The 18,960-nt window shown below is 71.9% G+C and carries 19 protein-coding genes; 9 read left to right on the top strand and 10 right to left on the bottom strand.

The genetic code is table 11. The features are described 5' to 3' along the window. Window positions 1-29: 29 nt before the first annotated feature. Both AB0I28_RS06720 and hemC read right to left on the bottom strand, forming a co-directional pair. Window positions 30-1,394: a PLP-dependent aminotransferase family protein gene (locus AB0I28_RS06720; protein WP_357490273.1), complete on the bottom strand. Its 1,365-nt coding sequence runs from the start codon at window positions 1,392-1,394 to the stop codon at window positions 30-32. Between the two features lie 58 nt (window positions 1,395-1,452). Further along, window positions 1,453-2,391, bottom strand: a complete 939-nt coding sequence (hemC, locus tag AB0I28_RS06715) for a hydroxymethylbilane synthase (protein WP_357490271.1) — start codon at window positions 2,389-2,391, stop codon at window positions 1,453-1,455. A gap of 234 nt (window positions 2,392-2,625) precedes the next feature. Between hemC and AB0I28_RS06710 the strand changes: the two genes are divergently transcribed. From AB0I28_RS06710 to AB0I28_RS06700, 3 genes are read left to right on the top strand one after another with little or no spacing between them, the layout of a single operon-like run. Continuing rightward, a complete protein-coding gene (locus tag AB0I28_RS06710) occupies window positions 2,626-3,999 on the top strand; it encodes an extracellular solute-binding protein (protein WP_357490269.1) in 1,374 nt (457 codons plus the stop codon). Between the two features lie 9 nt (window positions 4,000-4,008). After that, complete coding sequence (locus AB0I28_RS06705; RefSeq protein ID WP_357490267.1) at window positions 4,009-5,388, top strand: sugar ABC transporter permease; 1,380 nt, start codon at window positions 4,009-4,011, stop codon at window positions 5,386-5,388. Then, complete coding sequence (locus AB0I28_RS06700; protein WP_357490265.1) at window positions 5,378-6,220, top strand: carbohydrate ABC transporter permease; 843 nt, start codon at window positions 5,378-5,380, stop codon at window positions 6,218-6,220. Before AB0I28_RS06705 ends, AB0I28_RS06700 begins: the two co-directional genes overlap by 11 nt. Before the next feature lie 56 nt (window positions 6,221-6,276). Here AB0I28_RS06700 and AB0I28_RS06695 read toward each other — a convergent pair whose 3' ends face one another. The 6 genes from AB0I28_RS06695 to AB0I28_RS06670 all read right to left on the bottom strand — a co-directional run bounded on the left by AB0I28_RS06695 (window position 6,277) and on the right by AB0I28_RS06670 (window position 12,002). Continuing rightward, window positions 6,277-7,791, bottom strand: coding sequence for a molybdopterin-dependent oxidoreductase (locus tag AB0I28_RS06695; RefSeq protein ID WP_357490262.1), 1,515 nt, complete (start codon window positions 7,789-7,791; stop codon window positions 6,277-6,279). A 55-nt stretch (window positions 7,792-7,846) separates the two neighbouring features. Further along, window positions 7,847-8,470, bottom strand: coding sequence for a fasciclin domain-containing protein (locus tag AB0I28_RS06690; protein ID WP_357490261.1), 624 nt, complete (start codon window positions 8,468-8,470; stop codon window positions 7,847-7,849). Window positions 8,471-8,653: 183 nt separating this feature from the next. Beyond that, entirely contained in the window at window positions 8,654-9,385 is a 732-nt protein-coding gene (locus AB0I28_RS06685) for an anti-sigma factor (protein ID WP_357490258.1), read from the bottom strand. Further along, window positions 9,382-9,969 carry an ECF RNA polymerase sigma factor SigK gene (sigK, locus tag AB0I28_RS06680; RefSeq protein WP_357490256.1) on the bottom strand — a complete coding sequence of 196 codons (588 nt, stop codon included), beginning with the start codon at window positions 9,967-9,969 and terminating at the stop codon, window positions 9,382-9,384. Before sigK ends, AB0I28_RS06685 begins: the two co-directional genes overlap by 4 nt. Before the next feature lie 75 nt (window positions 9,970-10,044). After that, window positions 10,045-10,551: a hypothetical protein gene (locus AB0I28_RS06675; protein ID WP_357490254.1), complete on the bottom strand. Its 507-nt coding sequence runs from the start codon at window positions 10,549-10,551 to the stop codon at window positions 10,045-10,047. 53 nt (window positions 10,552-10,604) lie between these two features. Continuing rightward, window positions 10,605-12,002 carry an MFS transporter gene (locus AB0I28_RS06670; RefSeq protein ID WP_357490251.1) on the bottom strand — a complete coding sequence of 466 codons (1,398 nt, stop codon included), beginning with the start codon at window positions 12,000-12,002 and terminating at the stop codon, window positions 10,605-10,607. Window positions 12,003-12,149: 147 nt separating this feature from the next. On the opposite strand from AB0I28_RS06670, the gene AB0I28_RS06665 reads away from it, so the two are divergent. The 5 genes from AB0I28_RS06665 (at window position 12,150) to AB0I28_RS06645 (ending at window position 16,320) form a co-directional block, all read left to right on the top strand. Further along, a complete protein-coding gene (locus AB0I28_RS06665; RefSeq protein WP_357490248.1) occupies window positions 12,150-13,016 on the top strand; it encodes a helix-turn-helix transcriptional regulator in 867 nt (288 codons plus the stop codon). A 23-nt stretch (window positions 13,017-13,039) separates the two neighbouring features. Continuing rightward, on the top strand, window positions 13,040-13,534 hold the full coding sequence (locus AB0I28_RS06660) for a GNAT family N-acetyltransferase (RefSeq protein ID WP_357490244.1): 495 nt from the start codon (window positions 13,040-13,042) through the stop codon (window positions 13,532-13,534). Window positions 13,535-13,563: 29 nt separating this feature from the next. Next, window positions 13,564-14,484, top strand: coding sequence for a hypothetical protein (locus tag AB0I28_RS06655; protein WP_357490241.1), 921 nt, complete (start codon window positions 13,564-13,566; stop codon window positions 14,482-14,484). Window positions 14,485-14,548: 64 nt separating this feature from the next. After that, a complete protein-coding gene (locus AB0I28_RS06650) occupies window positions 14,549-15,697 on the top strand; it encodes a serine hydrolase domain-containing protein (protein ID WP_357490238.1) in 1,149 nt (382 codons plus the stop codon). Between the two features lie 62 nt (window positions 15,698-15,759). Then, window positions 15,760-16,320 carry an NAD(P)H-dependent oxidoreductase gene (locus AB0I28_RS06645; RefSeq protein ID WP_357490234.1) on the top strand — a complete coding sequence of 187 codons (561 nt, stop codon included), beginning with the start codon at window positions 15,760-15,762 and terminating at the stop codon, window positions 16,318-16,320. On the opposite strand, the gene AB0I28_RS06640 is transcribed toward AB0I28_RS06645, so the two are convergent. Continuing rightward, on the bottom strand, window positions 16,317-17,363 hold the full coding sequence (locus AB0I28_RS06640; protein ID WP_357490231.1) for an FAD-dependent monooxygenase: 1,047 nt from the start codon (window positions 17,361-17,363) through the stop codon (window positions 16,317-16,319). The two genes, AB0I28_RS06645 and AB0I28_RS06640, sit on opposite strands and share 4 nt — an antisense overlap. 55 nt (window positions 17,364-17,418) lie before the next feature. Between AB0I28_RS06640 and AB0I28_RS06635 the strand changes: the two genes are divergently transcribed. Next, a complete protein-coding gene (locus AB0I28_RS06635; protein WP_357490229.1) occupies window positions 17,419-17,976 on the top strand; it encodes a TetR family transcriptional regulator in 558 nt (185 codons plus the stop codon). A 53-nt stretch (window positions 17,977-18,029) separates the two neighbouring features. Here AB0I28_RS06635 and AB0I28_RS06630 read toward each other — a convergent pair whose 3' ends face one another. Further along, the gene (locus tag AB0I28_RS06630) at window positions 18,030-18,821 is read right to left on the bottom strand and encodes a serine protease (RefSeq protein WP_357490227.1); all 792 of its coding nucleotides are present in this window, start codon (window positions 18,819-18,821) and stop codon (window positions 18,030-18,032) included. Window positions 18,822-18,960: the final 139 nt, after the last annotated feature.

The following is an 18,960-nucleotide window of genomic DNA, read 5'->3' as shown; positions in this document are numbered from 1 at the left end:
ACACTAGCGCACACAACCGCGTTGTACAACTAGGTTGTGATGACGGTGGCGAGGCGGCGGACGATGTCCTCGATCGCGCGCTCGGTCAGCCCGGCGAAGCCGATGACCAGCGCGGGCGGGCCGCTCGCGGACAGCCGGTACTCGCCGCCGCCGGGGATGTCGAGGCCCACCCCGCGGGCCCCGGCGACGACCGCGGCCTCGTCGGTGCCCGGCGGGAGCTCGACGAACAGGTGCTGGCCCGCCGAGACGCCGTGCGCGAGCGAGCCGGGGATGTGGCGGGCGAGCGCGGCGACGAGGGCGTCGCGGCGGGCCCGGTAGCGCTGGCGCATCGCGCGCACGTGCCGGTCGTACTCGCCGGACTCGATGAAGCGGGCGAGGACGTGCTGCTCCAGCATCGGCGACCCGAGGTCGGTCTCGGCGCGCATGCGGTGCAGGGCGGCGGTGATCGCCGGGGGCGCGGCGATCCAGCCCAGGCGCAGGCCCGGGGCGAGGGCCTTCGACACCGACCCGATGAGGACGGTGCTGTCGGGCCGCAACCCCTGGAGGCAGCCGACCGGGTCGCGGTCGTAGCGGAACTCGGCGTCGTAGTCGTCCTCGATCGCGACCGTCCCGGGCCGGTCGAGCCACTCCCCGAGGGCCGCGCGGCGGGCCGCCGACAGCACGACGCCGGTGGGGTACTGGTGGGCGGGGGTGAGCAGGACGGCGGTGGCGTCGGTGCGGGCGAGCGCGGCCATGTCCATGCCCTCGGCGTCGACGGGGACGGGGATCAGGCGCGCGCCGGCGGAGGTGAGCAGCGGGAGCTGGCGGGTGCTGGTGGGGTCCTCGACGGCGAGGTCGCGGGTGCCGAGTGCGCGCATGAGAAGGCTGAGGCCGTGGGCGACGCCGCCGACGATGGTGATGTCGTCGGCGGTGACGCCGGCGGCGCGGACCCGCCGCAGGTATCCGGCGAGCACCTCGCGGAGGGACGTGACGCCGCCGGGGTCGGGGTAGCCGAAGGCGTGGTGCGGGAGGGTGTTGAGGACGTGGCGGGTGGCCGCGAGCCACTGGCGGCGGGGAAAGGCGGTGAGGTCGGGTGTGCCGACGCGGAGGTTGGGGCCTTTCGGCGGCGGGGGCGCCGGCGGCGGCTGGGGGGCGGCCGGGCGCTGCGGCACGTCGGCGACGCGGGTGCCCGAGCCCTGCGCGGAGGTGAAGAACCCCTCGGCGACCAGCTGCGCGTAGGCCTCGACCACGACCCCGCGCGACACACCGAGGTCGGCGGCCAGTGCCCGGCTGGGCGGCAGCCGGTCGGCGGCGGCCAGGCGGCCGTCGCGCACGGCCTCGCGCAACTGCGCGGCGAGGTCGCGGGCGAGGCCCCGGCGGCGGGTCGCGTCGAGGGTCAGGTGCAGGTCGGGCATGGGGTGAGGGTAGGGGGTGGCGGCGGGCGCCATCCCCCGACCTGCGGGAACGGCCGGCCTAGCCCTCCTTGGCCGCGGCGATGACCTCGCCCGCGCCGGCCTTCAGCAGCTCCTCGGCGACCGACGCGCCCAGTTCCTCGGCGTCGCGCGGTTTCTCGCTCCCCGACGCCTCCAGCATCGTCTGCCCGTCGGGGCTGTAGACCGCGCCGCGCAGGTGCAGCCGCCCGTCCTTGCCGTGCGTCGCCCAGCCCGCGATGGGGCTGTGGCAGTTGCCGCCGAGCGCGCGCAGCAGCGCCCGTTCGGCCAGGGCGGCCTGGCGGGTGGGCTTGTCGTCGAGGGCCTCGACCAGCTCGCGGGTCGCGGTGTCGGTCGTGCGCGTGGTGATCACGATGACCCCTGCGCCGATGGCCGGCAGCATCCGCTCGGTGTCGACCAGCGCGGTCGCCCGGTGCGGCAGGCCGATGCGCTCCAGGCCCGCGCGGGCGAGGATCAGCGCGTCGTACTGCCCGCCGCCGTCGAGTTTGGACAGACGACTGTTGGCGTTGCCGCGGATCGGCGACACCCGAAGGGCGGGCCAGTACTTCGCCAGCTGCGCCGCACGGCGCACCGAACTGGTCCCGACGATCGAGCCGGGCGTCATCGTGTCGAGATCCCGGCCGCTCAGCGAGACCACGGCGTCGCGGGCGTCCTCGCGGGCGGCGTAGGCGGCGATCATCAGGCCGTCGGGCAGGTCGACGTCGCCCGGCACGTCCTTGAGGCAGTGCACGCCGATCTCGAACTCGCCCTCGACCTGCATCGCGTCGAGCTCGCGGGTGAAGGCGCCCTTCCCGCCGAGCGCGGCGAGGCTGCCCTTCCAGCGGTCACCGGAAGTGGTGACGCGCACCAGTTCCGCGCGGTCTTCGGGATGCACATGGCGTAGAGCGCGGGCGACGGCCTCGGCCTGCGCGACCGCCATGGGCGAGGAACGGGTGCCGATGCGAACGGTTCGTGGACTCACACCGGCAGGTTACGCCGCTGCTCGCGGGGCCCGGACGGGCCGTCGGCGAAACGGGCGGGAAGGCCGAAAGCACACCGACATATCCGATCAGCGGCGATCTTTACCTGCGAGTCACATTCGCTTAACATGGGCTACCGCACGCCGTCCGTACACAGTGCTGATACTCCAACCTGCACGGTTACACCCCTCAAGCCCCTGCCATCCCCCGGCAAGCGCCCGACCACAGGAGAGTCAATGCGCCTCTCGCGCAGAATCATCGCCGCCACGGCGGCTCTCACCCTTCTCGCCGGCACCGTCGCCTGCTCCAAAGAGGACGATGCGGCCGGCGACAAGCAGATCGACGTATGGATCGCCTTCACCGACTACCGCCTCGACTGGGCCAAGGCCCGCGCCGACGAGTTCAACGCCAAGCACCCCGAGTACCCGGTCGTCATCAGCGGGTACGACAGCTATGAGGTGCTCTTCGACGCCGTCAGCGCCGCGATCGAGAAGGGCACGCCGCCCGAGATCGTGCAGTACTTCGAGGCCGCGACGCAGGACGCGCGCGACGCGGTGAACAAGGACGGCGAACCGCTGTTCGTCTCGGTGCAGGCGGCCATCAACGGCCGCGCCGACATCCTCGGCGAGCCGGTCGTGCTCGAAGACGTCGTGGACGCCGCGCGCAACTACTACACCACCGACGGCCAGTTCAGCTCGATGCCGTGGAACACCTCGACCACGCTGTTCTACAGCAACCAATCCCTGCTGAAGAAGGCCAAGGTCGACAAGGTCCCCGAGACCTGGGACGAGATCGAGGCCGCGTGCGCCAAGATCCTCAAGCTCGCCGACGCGCCGAAGCACTGCATCTCCTGGCCCAACCACGGCTGGCTCCCCGAGCAGGCCGTCGCGCAGCAGGGCGGCCTCATCGCCGACAACGAGAACGGCCGGGCGGGCCGGGCGCAGAACATCGACTACACGTCGGAGGAGCTGCTCAACTTCGTCAAGTGGGAGAAGGAGCTCTACGACAACGGCACGTACTACTACTCCGGCAAGCAGAACGACTGGGACGGCCCGCAGAACGCCTTCGCCGCCCAGGAGGTCGGGTTCCTCATGACCTCGGCCGGTGACGCCACCGCGATCGTCGGCGCCGGCAAGGACGGCGGCTTCGACGTCGAGGTCTCCCGGATGCCCTACAACGGCGACGTCCCCTACGCCGGCAACCTCATCGGCGGCGCGACCCTGTGGCTGACGGCCGACCAGGGCGACGCCAAGCAGGACGGCTCGCTGGCGTTCATGCAGTTCCTGAACAACCCCAAGAACGCCGCCGACTGGCACAAGACCACCGGCTACATCCCGATCACCAAGGCCGCCGGCGCCCTGCTGGAGCAGGAGGGCTGGTTCACCGAGAACCCCTACCAGAAGGTCGCCACCGAACAGCTCGCGCTGGCCAACGGCACCCCCGCGGCCACCGGCGCGCTGCTCGGCAGCTTCGTGAGCATCCGCGCGGTGCTGACGCAGGCGATCGAGGACGTGCTGGTCTCCGGCGCCGACCCGGTCGAGCGGTTCACCAAGGCACAGGAGGACGCGCAGAAGCTCCTCACCGACTACAACGCCTTGTACGGCGGCTGATCGACCGCCGTGCCGATCTATCCGCTGATGCTGCCGCTCTTCGCGGCGGTCACCCTCATCGGCGCGCTCGTCGGCTGGACGGTCTGGCGCAATGCCGGACTGTCCGGCCGGCGCGGCGCGCTCGTCGTCGCCCCGGCGGGCTTCCTCGGTCCCCTGCTGACCATGGTCCCCATGGAGGCGTGCACCTTCGAGCCCGAACGGACCGGGCTCGACATCGCCGTCGGGATCGTCGCCTTCACCTCCGGCGCGGCGGTCCTGATCGCCGCGACGGCCTGGATCGGGCGCGCCCTGTCCAAGCCCGGCGGCTGGGCGAACCTCGACGACCGCGCCGAGGCCGGCAGCTTCCGCGGCGGCGCGGCCGCCGCCATGGCGCTGCTGCTTCCGACGCTGGCCGTCCTGGCGGTCTTCCTGTACTGGCCGCTGTTCGAGACGCTTCGCCTCTCGACGCAGCTCACCCGGCGCGGGAACCCCATCGAGCGCTTCTCCTGCGTCGACAACTACACCGAACTGCTCGGCCCGACCGCCGAGTGGTGGCTGCTGGTCCCGCTGGCCGCCCTGCTCGTCACGGCCGTCGGCGCCGAACTCGCGCGCCGCGCCGACAAGGTCGGCAGCGGCCTGCTGGCACCGCGGCTTCGCCGTGTGCGCGGCTGGCTCACCGTCGTGGTCGTCATCGCCGCCGCGGCCTCGGTCTTCGGCCCGTCCTACCGCTCGGTGTTCCTCACCACGATGATCCTGACCAGCGGCACCGTCCTCATCGGACTCGCCGCCGGCCTCGGCATCGCGCTGCTGGTCTCGCAGCCCATCAAGGGCCGCGCGATCTACCGGACCCTGCTGATCTGGCCCTTCGCGGTCAGCCCGCCGATCGCCGGCATCCTGTTCTTCGTCATGTTCGACCCGCTGACCGGCATCGCCGGGCACGTGTTCGAGGCCCTGACGCCCTGGGACATGCCGAACTACCGGACCGACCCGGTCCTGGCACGCGGGCTGGTCATCATGGCCAGCGTCTGGAAGACCCTCGGCTTCACGATCCTGTTCTACATCGCCGGACTCCAGAACGTGTCGACGAACATGCTGGAGGCGGCCCGTCTCGACGGCGCGAACGGTTGGCAGCGCCTGCGGTACTTCATCGTCCCGTCGCTGACGCCGATCACGTTCTTCCTGGTCGTCACCAACGTGACCTACGCGTTCTTCGAGATCTTCGGCACGATCTCCTACCTCACCGAGGGCGGACCGTCCGGCGCGACCGTCGACGCGATGACCTCGGTGGTGCAGTCCTCCGAGTGGGTCGGCGACGGCGCGGCCCGGTCGCTGGTGCTGTTCGTCATGGTCCTCGCGGTGACCGCCTGGCAGTTCCGCGCCACGGGAAGGCGGGTCCACTATGGAGGCTGACGTCAAGACGGTCCGGCGCAGACCCAGGCGCCGCACGATCCACATCCACATCACCCTGATCGTGATCTGCGCGGTGCTGTGCGCGCCGGTCGTCTACGCGCTGCTCGGCGCCACCCAGAACAACTCGCAGCTGCTCAACTTCCGGCTCTCGCCGGGCGAGTTCCTCGGCGACAACTTCTCGGTGGTGTGGAACGACCGCGACCTGTGGCGCTACATGCTCAACTCGGCGGTCATGTCGGCGCTCATCGCCACCGGCAAGGCCATCACCGGGATCCTGGCCGGCCTGGCCTTCGTGTACTTCCGCTTCCCGGGCCGCTCGATCGTGTTCGTGCTGGTGCTGATCACGCTGATGATGCCGACCGAGGTGTCGATCCTGGCGCTGTTCCGCATCGTCGACGACCTCGGCATGTCGGACTCCCTCGCCGGTCTCACCGTGCCGTTCCTGGCCTCGGCGACGGCGGCCTTCCTGTTCCGGCAGCACTTCGCGAACCTCCCGGCGAACCTGTCGGAGGCCGCGCAGCTCGACGGGGCCAACCCGCTGCAGTTCCTGTGGCGGGTGCTGATCCCGATGTCGTGGAACGTCACCGGCGCGCTGTTCGTGATCCAGTTCCTCTTCGGCTGGAACATGTACCTGTGGCCGCTGCTGTCGGTCTCCGGCAGTGAGAACCAGGTCGTGCAGGTCGGTCTGGCCAGCCTCCAGGCCGCCGGGGAGGGCCAGTCCTACGGGCCCTTGCTGATGGGCGCCCTGGTGGCCTCGGTACCGCCGATCCTGGTGTTCCTGGCGCTCCAGCGGCCGTTCATGACCGGCTTCGCGCTCACCCGCGACAAGTAAGGCGCCACCGAGGGGACCGTCCGCATCGGACGGTCCCCTCTCCCCTGCGCCCCGGTCTATCCGACCCGCACCGCCACCGAGTGCCAGCCGGTCGCGCCGTCGGGGAAAGGTGTCACCCGCGGCTCCAGTTGCAGTTCGCCGCCGCCGTCGGTGGCGCGCACGGCGATGTCGTGGCGGCCCGGCGTGGCGTTCCAGTCGTAGGTCCACTGCCGCCACGTGTCGGCGGTCGGCGCCTCGACGATCGTCGCGGCCTCCCAGGGCCCGCCGTCGACGCGGACCTCGACGGACCTGATCCCCCGGTGCGGCGCCCACGCCACACCCCCGACGCGGACCATCCCCGCCGCGACCTTGCCCAGCGCCTTGGGCGTGTCGATCCGCGAGGACGTCTTGATCGGCGCCTCCGCGGCCCAGTCGCGCCGCACCCAGTACGGGTCGAAGTCGTCGAAGCGGGTCAGCTCGATCTCGGTCAGCCACTTGCACGCCGACACGTACCCGTACAGGCCCGGCACGAGCATCCGCACCGGGAATCCGTGTTCGAGGGGCAGCGGCTCGCCGTTCATCCCGACGACGAGCATCGCGTCGCGGCCGTCCATCACGACCCGCGTCGGCGTACCGATCGTCATCCCGTCCACCGAACGGCTCACGACCTGGTCGGCGTCGCCCTCGACCCCGGCCTCGTCGAGCAGCTCCGCCAGCGGCACCCCCAGCCAGCGCGCGGTTCCCAGGTAGGGGCCGCCGACCTCGTTCGAGACGCACACGAGCGTGATGTCGCGCTCGATGAGGGGACGGGCGAGCAGGTCGGCGAAGGAGTACTCGCGCTCGGCGGCGACCCTCCCGCCGATCCGCAGACGCCAGGCGTCGGCGTCGATCTGCGGAACGTCCAGGGCCGTGTCGACGCGGTAGAAGTCCCGGTTGGCGGTGAAGAAGTCCGGCGGCGCCACCCCGACGGCGGGCGAGGCCGGCGCGGGGAGCCGCACCTTCGCGCGCGACTGCTCGCCGACGGCCCCGGCCGCGGTCAAGAACCGCGCCCCGGCCAGCCCGGCGGCCCCGGCGACCACCGCGATCCCTCCGGCTACCAGCAATCGGCGGCGCGACCTCGCCGAGGGCGAGGCCTTCGGCAGAGCCTCGGCGCGCAGCCGCGTCAGCACCACGAGGACGACGGCACCCGCCGCCCCGCCGACCAGGGGAGGCACCCAGCCCGAGGCGGCTCCGCCCGGCCGGATCATCGCCATGACCGCCCCGGCGGCGCCGAAGGCGACGAGGACCACGACGCCGATCCACATGCGCCGCCGCGCGACGATGCCGGTGACCACCGCCACGAGCGCCATCCCGGCCGCGACGGTGCCCAGCAGAATCGGTTTGTCGGCGGTGCCGAATTCGCGCACCGCGTATTCCTTGACGGGGGTCGGCGTCGCATCGATGATCGTCGATCCGACAATGAGAAAGGGACTCCCCGCGCGCAGTACCGCCGCCAGAAATTCGGCGACGGAAACGGCTACGGCAAAGGAGACCAGTCCGATGAGCGCGTCCGGGAAATGCGAGCGGACGAAGCTCCACGATTTCTTCAGCACGAAGTCTCCCAGGTTTCCCGGGCCGGCCGGGAAACCCCGGCCGGCCCCGAGTCGATTACTTCGTCGCCGGCGGCATCAGAACGGTGTCGATGAGGTAGACGGTCCCGTTGGAGGTCTGCACGTTGCCGCAGACCACCATCGCGTCGCCGTTGACGGTGTACGCCTCACCGGAGCCGGTGACCTCGACGGACTCGCCCTGAAGCGTCTCGTGCGAACCGGCCAGCGCATCGGGCGCGACGCGCTCACCGATGACGTGGTAGGTCAGCACGCTCGTGAGGGTTTCCTTGTCGGCCAGCAGAGCGTTGAGGTCCTCCTCGGGGATCTTCTCGAAGGCGCTGTTGACCGGCGCGAACACGGTGATCGCCGGTGCCGTGTTGAGCGAGTCGCCGAGGTCGGCCTCGCCGACGGCGGTGACGAGCGTGCTCAGCAGCGGGTTGCCGGCGGCGGCGGTCGCGGTGGGCACCTGTGCCATCGCGTCGAGGCTGCCGGAGTCGGACGGGTCGGTCGGGATCTGGTCGCAGGCGGGTCCGAAGACTCCGCCGGACGTGGCCGGCGATGAGGACGCCGCCGTCGGAGGCGCGGCGTTCTCGTTGCTGGCGGGTTCCTTGGTGTCACTGGTGCAGGCGGCCGCTCCGAAGAGCAGGGCGAATCCAGCGACGGCGGTGAGCGTCTTACGCATGACGGTATCCTTCGTTGATCGCGAGGCCGGCGGAAAGAATCCGGCAAGGATGAGACCGGCCGGTCGGATCGCAGGTGATCCGATCGAGTGCGTTGAGCGTTTCCGATGACGGTGCGCCCATCCGGCTTGACGATTCTCATTCTCTCAAGAGGCATTCGGAGCCGCTGCGGAAACGGATTGGTCTCATGTGAGATTCACGATTCCGACCGGGTGGGTCGGGCTGGGCGAGCCCCCGGCGGGCTCGGTCGACAGGGCTACGCGGGTCGCGGCGTCGAGGCCGTCGACGATGGCCGTGGCCTCGGGCATCAGCCCCGCGTCGGTCATGTGGCCGTCGACGTCCAGCCACAGCTGGTAGGCCTCGTCGGAGGGCAGGACGGGCATGCCGACGCGGGTGACGACGGCGGCGTCGAGGGAGGCCGAGCGCACCACGAAGATCTCTCCGCCGTCGGCGGCGGGCGTGGTCGCGGCGACGGCGTCGGGGGCGCTGAGCACGGCGGCGATCCGGTCGGACTCGGCGCGCTGCTCCTGGGCCTGGGCGCGGGCGTCCTGAACGCGGTCCTCCTGGACGGCGTAGGTGACCCCGGCGGTGCCGATGGCGATGATCCCGGCGGCGACGGCCACGGCCGTGCGGGCCCGCCAGCGGCGCACGACCGGTGCCTGGGTGACCGGGGTTTCCCGCGTGCGGGGCGGTTGCTGGCGGGTTCGGGAGACCGCGCGCATGACGTCGGCGCGCAGCCGTTCGGGCGGGACGACGATCGTGGCGTCGGCGAGCCGGGCGGCGGTGGCGGTGAGCTCGGCGGCCTCCGCCGCGCAGGACGGGCAGCGTTTGAGATGGCGCTCCACGCGGGCGCGGTCGATGTCGTCGACGGCCCCCAGCGCGAAGGCGCCGACGAGGACGTGCACGTCTTCGCTCATCGTGACACCTCCAGGCAGTCGCGGAGACGGATGAGGCCGTCGCGCATGCGGGTCTTGACCGTGCCGAGGGCGATGTCGAGCGACGCGGCGACCTGCGGGTAGGTGAGGCCGCCGTAGAAGGCGAGCGCTATCGACTCGCGTTGCAGTTCGCTGAGGGTGCGCAGGCAGCGGCGCAGTTGCTGGCGTTCGAGCCGGCCGAGGGTCTCCTCGGTGACGTCGTCGAAGGGGATGGCGACGGCGGCGGTGGCGGCGCGGGTCTCGCGTTCGGCGCGCGACTGGGAGCTGCGGACGCGGTCGACGGCTCGCCGGTGGGTGAGCGTCATGATCCACGAGATCGCCGAGGCGCGTGCCGGGTCGAAGCGCGCGGCGAGGCGCCACACGTCGAGCAGGGCCTCCTGGGCGACCTCCTCGGCCTGGGCCGGGTCGCGCAGGACGCGGCGGGCGAGGCCGTAGACGCGTGGCGCGATGAGGTCGTAGAGGGACTCGAAGGCGGCCTCGTCGCCTTTCGCGACGTGGCGCATGAGGTCGTCGGGGGTGACCGGCGGGGCTCCGCCGGCCTGTTCTCGTTCGGGCAGCCGTCTCACCGTGTCTCCCGTGGTCGTCTGCCAGGGATTCGCCGCCGAGAGGCCGGTGGATTGGTCTTAAGGGGATCTTTCGCGCTAGAAGCTCACCACGACGGCGAGGCCGCGGCCGCGGTCGCGGGCTTCGCCGAGCCAGGCGGTCTGCTGGTCGACGACCCAGCGGAAGGTGTCGAAGTCACGGACGTGGTCGGGGTCGATGTAGCGGACGCCGGCCGAGGCGGTGCGGAGGTGGTCCCAGGGGAGGTCGGTCGCGGCGAGGGCGGTGACCCGTTCGGGTCGCATCGCGTAGACCGCGCCGGACAGGTCGCGGCCCGCGTCCTCGGCGAGGTCGTCGGGTCCGCCGTCGGCGAGCAGGGCGCCGAGCAGGGGGTCGACCCGGGCGAGCAGGTCGGGGGTGAGGGCCGCGCGGAGCTGTTCGTAGACGAACGCGGCGGCCTGGAAGGCCCAGCCGCCGACGAAGTCGCGCACGGTCAGGAAGGGGAGTTCCTCGCGGACGGCCCACCACAGGTCGTCGCCCTCGTGTTCGCGGCGGGCGGCGACGAGGGCGGGCCAGTCGGCGATGAGGGCGTAGGCGTCGTAACCCATGGACGGCAGCGTAGACGCGGGCACCCAATGGGGTGCCCGCGTCCGGGTGACGGCTATCGCTTGGTCCTGAGCATCACCCCCACCACGCCGGCGGCGGCCAGGACGAGGGCGGCGTTGACCAGGACGGCCGTGCCGACTCCGCCGAGGACGTCGGCGCCGCCGAGGGTGCGGGCCGCGACGATGGCGCTCATGACCGGGATGCCCATGGTGATGCCGACCTGCTGGGTCATCGTGGCCAGGCCGGTGGCCAGGCCCTGCTCGCCGTCGGGGAGGCCGGAGGTCGCGGTGACCATGAAGCCGACGATGGCGACCATGTTCCCGACGCCGCCGAGGAAGGTCGCGGCCAGCAGGAGGGTCAGCCAGCCCCGGTCGGCGCCAAGGAGCACCAGGGACGCCGTGGCGACCGCCTGGACGGCCAGCCCCCACACGAGAGCCGAGCGGGTGCCGATGCGGGCGATGACGCGCGCCCCCATCACACCGCCGACGACGGTCCCGGCGCCGAGGACGCCGAAGGCGAGGCCGGTGGCCAGCGCGGAGTACCCGAGGACCTCCTGGAGGTAGAGGGTCATCAGGAAGACCAGGGAGGTCTCGGTGGCGAAGGCGATCAGCCCGGCGAGGTTGCCCCAGATGACCGTGCGGCGCTTGAGGATCCCGACCGGCACCAGCGGCGCCGCCGAGCGCTTCTCGGCGAACCAGAAGACGACCAGCAGGACGGCGCCGAGGGCGAAGGAGCCCAGCGCGAGGGGGTCGGTGAAGCCGTGCTCGCCGGCGACGGTGAGCGCGTAGACGATCGCGAGGAGCCCGCCGGTGACGGTGATCGCGCCGGGAACGTCGAGCTTGCGGACCGCCGAGCGGCTCTCGGTGATGAGCATGGGCGCGGCGATGAGCACGGCGGCGGCGACGGGGACGTTGATGAAGAAGGCCCAGCGCCAGCTCAGCAGGTCGGTGAGCAGGCCGCCGAGGATCGCGCCGGTGGTGAAGCCGGCCGACATGAGGGCGCCGTTGAGGCCGAGGGCCTTCGACCGCATGGGCCCCTCGGGGAAGGACGTGGTCAGCAGGGCGAGGCCGGCGGGGGTGACCACGGCGGTGGCCAGGCCCTGGACGACGCGGGCGGTGAGCAGGATCTCGGGGGTCGTGGCCAGGCCGCCGACGAGGGAGGCGATACCCAGGGCGGCCATGCCGCCGATGAAGAGTCTGCGTCTGCCGAACAGGTCGGCGACCCGTCCGGCGAGGAGGGTGAAACCGGCGGCGGCGAGGGCGAAGCCGGTGGCTATCCACTGGAGGTTGGCCAGCGTGAAGCCGAGACCGTCGCCGATCACCGGGAGCGCCACGTTGAGGATGGAGAAGTCCACGGCCAGCATGAACTGGGCCAGCAGGAGCACCACCAGGACGGCCTTGCCGCGTCCGGTCATGCGGGTGTCGGTCGGGGAGGGTGCCAGCACCGTCGTCATCGTCTTCGCCTTTCAGGGCCTTGCCGGATGTGTCGATGACGATGTTGGGCCGACGGCGAAGGCGCTGCCAGACACCCGGATTTCCTACCACCGCCAGGGTCAGGCTCGCGGTGGCGGCGAGGGTGATCTTCGGCGAATACTGGAGCCATGAGCGAACTCGGCGACTTCCTGCGCACCCGGCGCGCCCGGCTCAACCCCGACGACGCCGGCCTGGTCTCCTACGGCGCGCGGCGGCGGGTGCCGGGGCTGCGCCGCGAGGAGCTCGCGCAGCTCGCCGGGGTCAGCGTCGCGTACTACACGCGGCTGGAGCAGGGGCAGAGCCTGAACGCCTCCGACTCGGTGCTCGACGCGATCGGCCGGGCCCTGCGGCTCGACGACGACGAGCGCGCCCACCTGCTGCACCTCGCGCGGCCGGTGAAGCGCCGCCGGACCGCGGCGGCGCGGGCCGAGACCGCCCGCCCGGCGACCCGGCAGCTCATCGACTCGCTGGAGGGCGTGCCGGCGGCGGTCCTCGACCGGCGCACGAACGTGCTGGCCTGGAACCGCATGGGGCACGCGCTTCTGGCCGGGCACCTCGCCTTCGGTGACCGGCCGAACCTGGCCCGCCTGCTGTTCCTCGACCCGCACACCCAGGAGCTGTACCCGCGCTGGGAAGAGGAGGCGCGGGTCGCGGTGGCCTCGCTGCGGATGGTCGCCGGGGAGAACCCCGAGGACCGGGCACTGGCCGAGCTGATCGGCGAGCTGTCGATGAAGAGCGCCGAGTTCACCGCGCTGTGGGCCAAGCACCCGGTGCGGACCTGCACCTTCGGTGTGAAGGCGCTGCACCATCCGCTGGTCGGCGAGATGGAGCTCAACTTCGAGAACATGGTCCTTCCCGACGACTCCGGGCAGCGCGTGCTGATGTACAGCGCCGCGCCCGGGAGCACCGCCCGGGGCGGACTCGATCTCCTGCTGGACCTGACCAGGCCGGCCTTCGAGCCGCGCTCGGCGAAACAGGCCGCCGACGGCGCCTGAGGCGGGCGTGCCAGGATCGGGCCGTGATCATTCGCCCCCGCCGGACCGCCGACCTGCCCGCCCTCGTCGCCGCGCTGCGCGAGGTGCACGAGTCGGACGCCTACCCGGTGAACTGGCCGCAGGACCCGGCGGCGTGGCTGACCCCGCCGAAGCTGCTCGACTCCCGCGTCGCCGAGACCGGCGGGAAGGTCGTCGGGCAGACCGGGATCGGTGAGGCCGAAGGGCTTCCCGGCGAGGTGCTGGCCGAGGTCGGGGACACGCCGGTGGTGGCGGTGGTCAGGTTGTTCGTGGCGCCCTCCGGGCGCGGCCACGGACTCGGGAGGCTGCTGCTGGACGCGGCGGTGGAGATGGCGGCCGAGCGGGGAGCGCGGGCTGTACTCGACGTGGAGGCCGGTGGCGCGGCGGCGATCGCGCTGTACGAGCGTGCGGGCTGGCTTCGGGTCCACAGTGGACCGGGCGACTGGCTGACGCCGTCGGGGGAGCCCGCACACCTGCACCACTTCGTCTCGCCGGCCTGACGCGGGCGGCGGCGGGTTAGCCTGCCGCCATGGCGATCCCCGACTCGCTCATCCGCGCCGGCGAACTGCTCGCCGCCGCTGCGATGCGCCTCGAACACGACCTCCGCACCGACGAGGTCGCCGATCTGCTCACCGGAGCCCGCGCGCTCTACGACACCGCCGCGCGCGAGTCCACGCCGCAGGACACCGACACGGCCGCCACCGTCGCCATCGGACGGTCCACTGTCGCTGCTCTCGAACTGCGCCTGTGCATCGATGTCACCGATGACCTCAACGCCGGCTGGGACTACGACTACGAGGGCCCCCCGCTCGACGGAATGGCCGACGACGACGAGGAAGGCGTCAGCCGGGCACTCGCCACGGCGTCGGCGGCCGCCGCCCGCGCCGCACTCCTCGCCGACCCCGCCGATCCGCTCGTGCCGCTGCAACTCGGGCACGCGCTCTCCTGGTCGGGCGACCGGAGCGGAGCCGTCGCCGCCTGCCGGGAGGCGCTGCGCAGGGATCCGGGCGACGAGCTCGCCGGGACCTGCCTCGAAGGCCTCGAAGCCGAAGCGCCCGAGACGCCCGCCCGTCCCGGGCGCCGCCACGGGTTCGCCCACCTGCGTGAGGAAGGCAGGTTCACCAACTCCGAATGGCGGGAGGTGCGCCGCCTGTTCGGCTCACTCGCCGAGGCTCGCGAGGCGGCCGACGCGGCCCTCGCCGAATACGACCCGGACCATCGCGACCTCCTCGGCGACCACGTGCGGTTGACCCTGGAGATCCACCGGCCCGGCGAGGCCACGACGGTGCGCGACCTGGTCGCCATGGTGCCCGAGCAGCCGACGGAAGGCCCCTACGTCGTCGACTGGGCCGGCCTCTCGCTCGATGCGCCGCTGGAGCCCGCGCTGCCGCCCGGCCGGCCGCTGCGCCTGAACGGCTGGACCTCCTTCCCGATGAAAGGCGCCTGGTAAGCCGTCGTCGTGACGCGGCTCTCATGCGCGTACATCTAATGCTCGCGCACCATACGATCACGCGATGCCCCACCTCGACGGTCTCGTCGCGCCCGGATTCGAAGCGGTCGCCGACGCCTTCCACGCCAACTTCACCGAGCGCGAGACCCTCGGCGCCGCCGTCGCCGTGACCCTCGACGGCCGCCCGGTCGTCGACCTGTGGGGCGGCGTCGCCGCACCGGGAATCCCGTGGTGCCAGGACACCGCGACCCGGATCTTCTCCGGTGGCAAGGCGCTGGTCGCCGTGGCGATGCTGATGCTCGTCGACGACGGCCGCCTCGACCCGCACGCGCCGGTCGCGAAGTACTGGCCCGAGTTCGCCGCCGAGGGCAAGGGACACGTGACCGTCGCCGAGGTGATGTCGCACCGCGCGCGCCTTCCCGCCGTGCGCGGCCCGGTCACCTACGACGACCAGCTCGACCCCGTCGCCATGGCCGCCCGCCTCGCCGCGCAGCCGCAGGAGCGGGGCGAGCACGCCGTGATGAACTATCACGGCTACACCATCGGCTGGCTCGCCGACGCGATCATGCGGCGCGTCGACGGGCGCTCCATCGGCGGCTTCGTCGCCCAGGAGATCGCCGGACCGCTCGGCCTCGACGCCTGGATCGGTGTCCCACGGCATGATCTGCACCGCGTCGCCGACGTGACGATCGCACCGGAGCTGACCGTCCGTCCTGAGTGGACGCATTCACCGGAGGTCGTCGAGTTCATCGAGGCGATCTGGTGGAACCCGCCGACCTGGGGCACCGACGCCGCGCACTGGAACACCGCCGCGTGGAAGCGGGCCGAGATCCCGGGCGTCGGCGCGATCGCCACACCCCGCGCCATGGCACGGTTCTACGGCGCCCTCGCGCGTGGCGGCGAACTCGACGGCGTGCGCCTGCTGTCGCCGGAGACGCTGGCCTTCGGCCGGACCGAGCTGGGCCGCACCGTCGACGTCGCCCTCGGCGGGGCGCCGCTTCGCTACGGCTTCGGCCTCGAACTGGAGGCCGCGCCGGGCGCGCTTGGTCCCGTCGCCGACGCCTTCGGCCACGCCGGTGCGGGCGGGTCGATCCACGTGGCGTGGCCCTCCCACGGGATCGGCGTGTCCTACGCGATGAACGACCTGCAGGCGGGGTGGCCCGACCGGCGTCGCGACGCGCTCCTGAACGCACTGCTGGAGTGCGTGGCCTGACTCTTGACATAGTTACTTGCGCGCGCATATATTGCCTGCACATACGACGTGGAGGATTCCCCGTGACCCGCAAGTTCGTCTTCATCCTCGGCAGCTCCCGTCCCGGCGGCAACACCGAGGCCCTCGCCCGCCTCGCCGCCGAGGACCTGCCCGCCGGGGCCGAGCAGACCTGGCTCGACCTCGAAGAGCTGCGCCTGCCCGACTTCGTCGACTCCCGGCACGCCGCCGGCAACGCCTACGTCTGGCCCTCGGGCGCCGAGGAGACCCTCCTCAAGGCGACGCTTGCGGCGACCGACCTGGTCATCGTCTCGCCCCTGTACTGGTACAGCGTCTCGGCGAGCGTCAAGCGCTACCTCGACTACTGGTCGGCCTGGCTGCGCGTGCCCGGCGCCGACTTCCGCCCGGCCATGGCCGGCAAGACGATGTGGGCGGTCAGCGCGATCAGCGACGAGGACTTCTCCACCGCCGACCCGTTGATCGGGACTTTGCGGATCTCCGCGCAGTACATGGGAATGCGCTGGGCCGGCGCGCTTCTGGGCTACGGCAACCGGCCCGGCGACATCCTCGACGACGAGGCGAGCCGGCTGCGCGCGAAGGGCTTCTTCACTCAGGAGTCCGTCTAGCTCGGCGGTCCGGCCTTCAGCGCGACCTTGGCGACGAGGTCGCGCAGGCCCGTCCAGCGCCACGCCGTGAGCCCGCCGACCCGGCGGGCCATCGCCGCGACCCGCTGCGACGGCCGCCGCCTGCGCGCGTCGTAGGCGGCCAGGCCCGCGCGGGGGTCCTCTTGCGCGGCAAGGCATTCGGCGAGGACGAGGCCGTCGATGAGCGCCTGACAGGCACCCTGTCCCAGGTCGGGCGTCATGGCGTGGGCGGCGTCCCCGAGGAGCGCGACGTTGCCGTGCACGTAGCTCGGCAGCGGCGGGCCCAGGTAGTGCAGTTCGTGGCGCAGCACGGTCGAGGGATCGATGGCGGCCAGGACCGCCGGCACGGGGTCGTGCCAGTCGCCGAAGAGTTCGGGCAGGATCTCCAGTCCGCCGTGCGCGCCGAGCTCGGGCGGTCCATAAAGGACGGCGTAGAAGTTCGTGGTGCCACCGCTTTGCGGCGTGATGCCGAACTTGCGGCCGCGACCCCAGGTCTCGCCGCCGGCGGGGACCGTGATGTCGGCCGCGCCGCGCCACACGACTCCCCCGGCGTACTTGAGCGTGTGCCGCGAGCCCAGCAGCGCCGTTCGCACGCCGCTGCGGATCCCGTCGGCGCCGACGACGACGTCGTGCTCGGCGCGCAGGGTGTCGAGATCCGTCATGTTGGAGCCGAAGCGGATGACACCGGGCTTGAGCCCCTCGGCGAGCAGGCCGAGGAGTTCGGGGCGGGTGAGCAGGTGGACCGGTTCGCGCATGCTCTCGACGTCGAGGATGCCGATGCGCGAGCCGTCGGGCCGCCGGATCGTGCCGTTGACCTGCGCCAGGCCCACCTCGCGGGCGCGCGCGCCGAGGCCGAGCCGGTCGAGCGCGTCGAGGGCGTCGGGCCAGATCCCGAGGCCGGTTCCCTTGTCGGGCAGGGCGTCGGCGCGCTCGTGCACGACGACGTCCCAGCCCGCTGCCTGAAGTCCGATCGCCGCCGCGAGGCCGCCGATCCCGCCGCCGACGACGGCCGCTGTCCTAGTCATGCCCCGACCGTACTACAGATGTAGTCCCGCTGACTACACCTGTAGTATCGGTCTCATGGCGGACAGAAGGCGGGTCGTGCTCGACGCGGCGATCTCGGTGCTCGGCAACCGGGGGCTGCGGCAGCTCACGCACCGGACGGTCGACGCCGAGGCGGGGCTGCCGATGGGCGCCACCTCGAACGTCTTCCGCACCCGGGAGGCGCTGGTCGAGGGCGTGCTCGGCCGGCTCCAGGAGATGGAGCGGGAGGCGTGGCAGGGGCTCGCGGGCGCGCCGAAGCCGACGTCGGCGGAGGAGTTCACCGGCCTGATCGCGGCCATGGCCCGCGGACTGGCCACCGGGCCCGGCCGCGTCATGACCCTCGCGCGGCACGCGATCTTCCTGGAGGCCGCGCACAGTCCGCCGTTGCAGCAACGGATCGCCGCCGACCGCCGGCTACTGGAGGAGTGGGGCGTGCCGTGGATCGCCGGCCTCGGCTCGACCGACCCGGCCGGCGACCTCTGGGCCCTGCTGTCCACTCTGGACGGACTGTTGAGCAACCAGCTCGCCGCGCCCGACCCCGACTGGGCGCCCGAACGCCAGATCGGCGTCGTGGTGCGCGGAATGCTGTCCTGACACACGAAAAGGGCCGCGCCCCCTCACACAAGGACGCGGCCCGGTCTTACCGGTCAACTGCTCGGCAACTCCGCGGCGGCCGCCGCGATGTCGTCGGCGAAGTTGCTCACCTGGGAGTAGACGCCCGGCTTGCCCGGCCGCGCGCAACCCTCACCCCAGCTGACGATGCCGATCTGGACCCACTCACCACTGGCGTCGGTGCCGACCATCGGCCCGCCCGAGTCGCCCTGGCAGGTGTCGACGCCGCCCTCGTCGAGCCCGGCGCAGATCTCCTCGGCGGCGATCAGGCTCGGGTACGCCGAGGCGCAGGCGGTGTCGTCGATGAACGGAACCGTCGCTTCGAGCAGGTAGCGCTGCTGCGCGCCGCCCTCGCTGTCGGCTCCCCAGCCCATGATGGTGAAGTCGCCCTGGTCGAACTCGGCCGTGGTCGCGATCGGCAGTGTCGGGATGCCGTCGAGAGCCGTGTCGAGCTTGATGAGGGCCCAGTCCTTGCCGTTCCCGTCGTAGCCGGGAGCCTGCAGGACGTAGGTGGACTGCGCGGTGACCGCGGCGGGGTCTTCGAGGTCGACGACCCCGGCGGTGACTCCGATCGAGGTGTCCGCGCCGGTTCCGTCGACGCAGTGCGCGGCGGTCAAGACGACGTCGGCGGCGTACATCGCGCCTCCGCAGCCCATCGACAGCCGCACGATCCAGGGATACTCACCCTGGTCGGCCGGGGTTCCGCCGACGACATCGGGGGTGATGCCGCCGTCGGTGGTGTCAGCCTGCGCCGGGGCCGCGGCGAAGCCGGCGATTAAAAGACCGGTGAGGGCCACTCCCGCCAGTCCCATTAGTTTCCGTGCCATTCGGGTCACGAGAACTCCTGTCTCCATTGTGGAGGCGCGTGTACCGGACGCGCCTTTGAGGTTTTTCGACCATAACGACTTAACGATCGCTAAAGGGCGTCTCGTCCTGTGAGTTTCCTGAGTATCGCCGCGTCACTCT

Source organism: Phytomonospora sp. NPDC050363, assembly GCF_040655735.1.
GTDB lineage: Bacteria > Actinomycetota > Actinomycetes > Mycobacteriales > Micromonosporaceae > Phytomonospora.
This window is presented reverse-complemented; position numbering and strand designations above follow the sequence as displayed.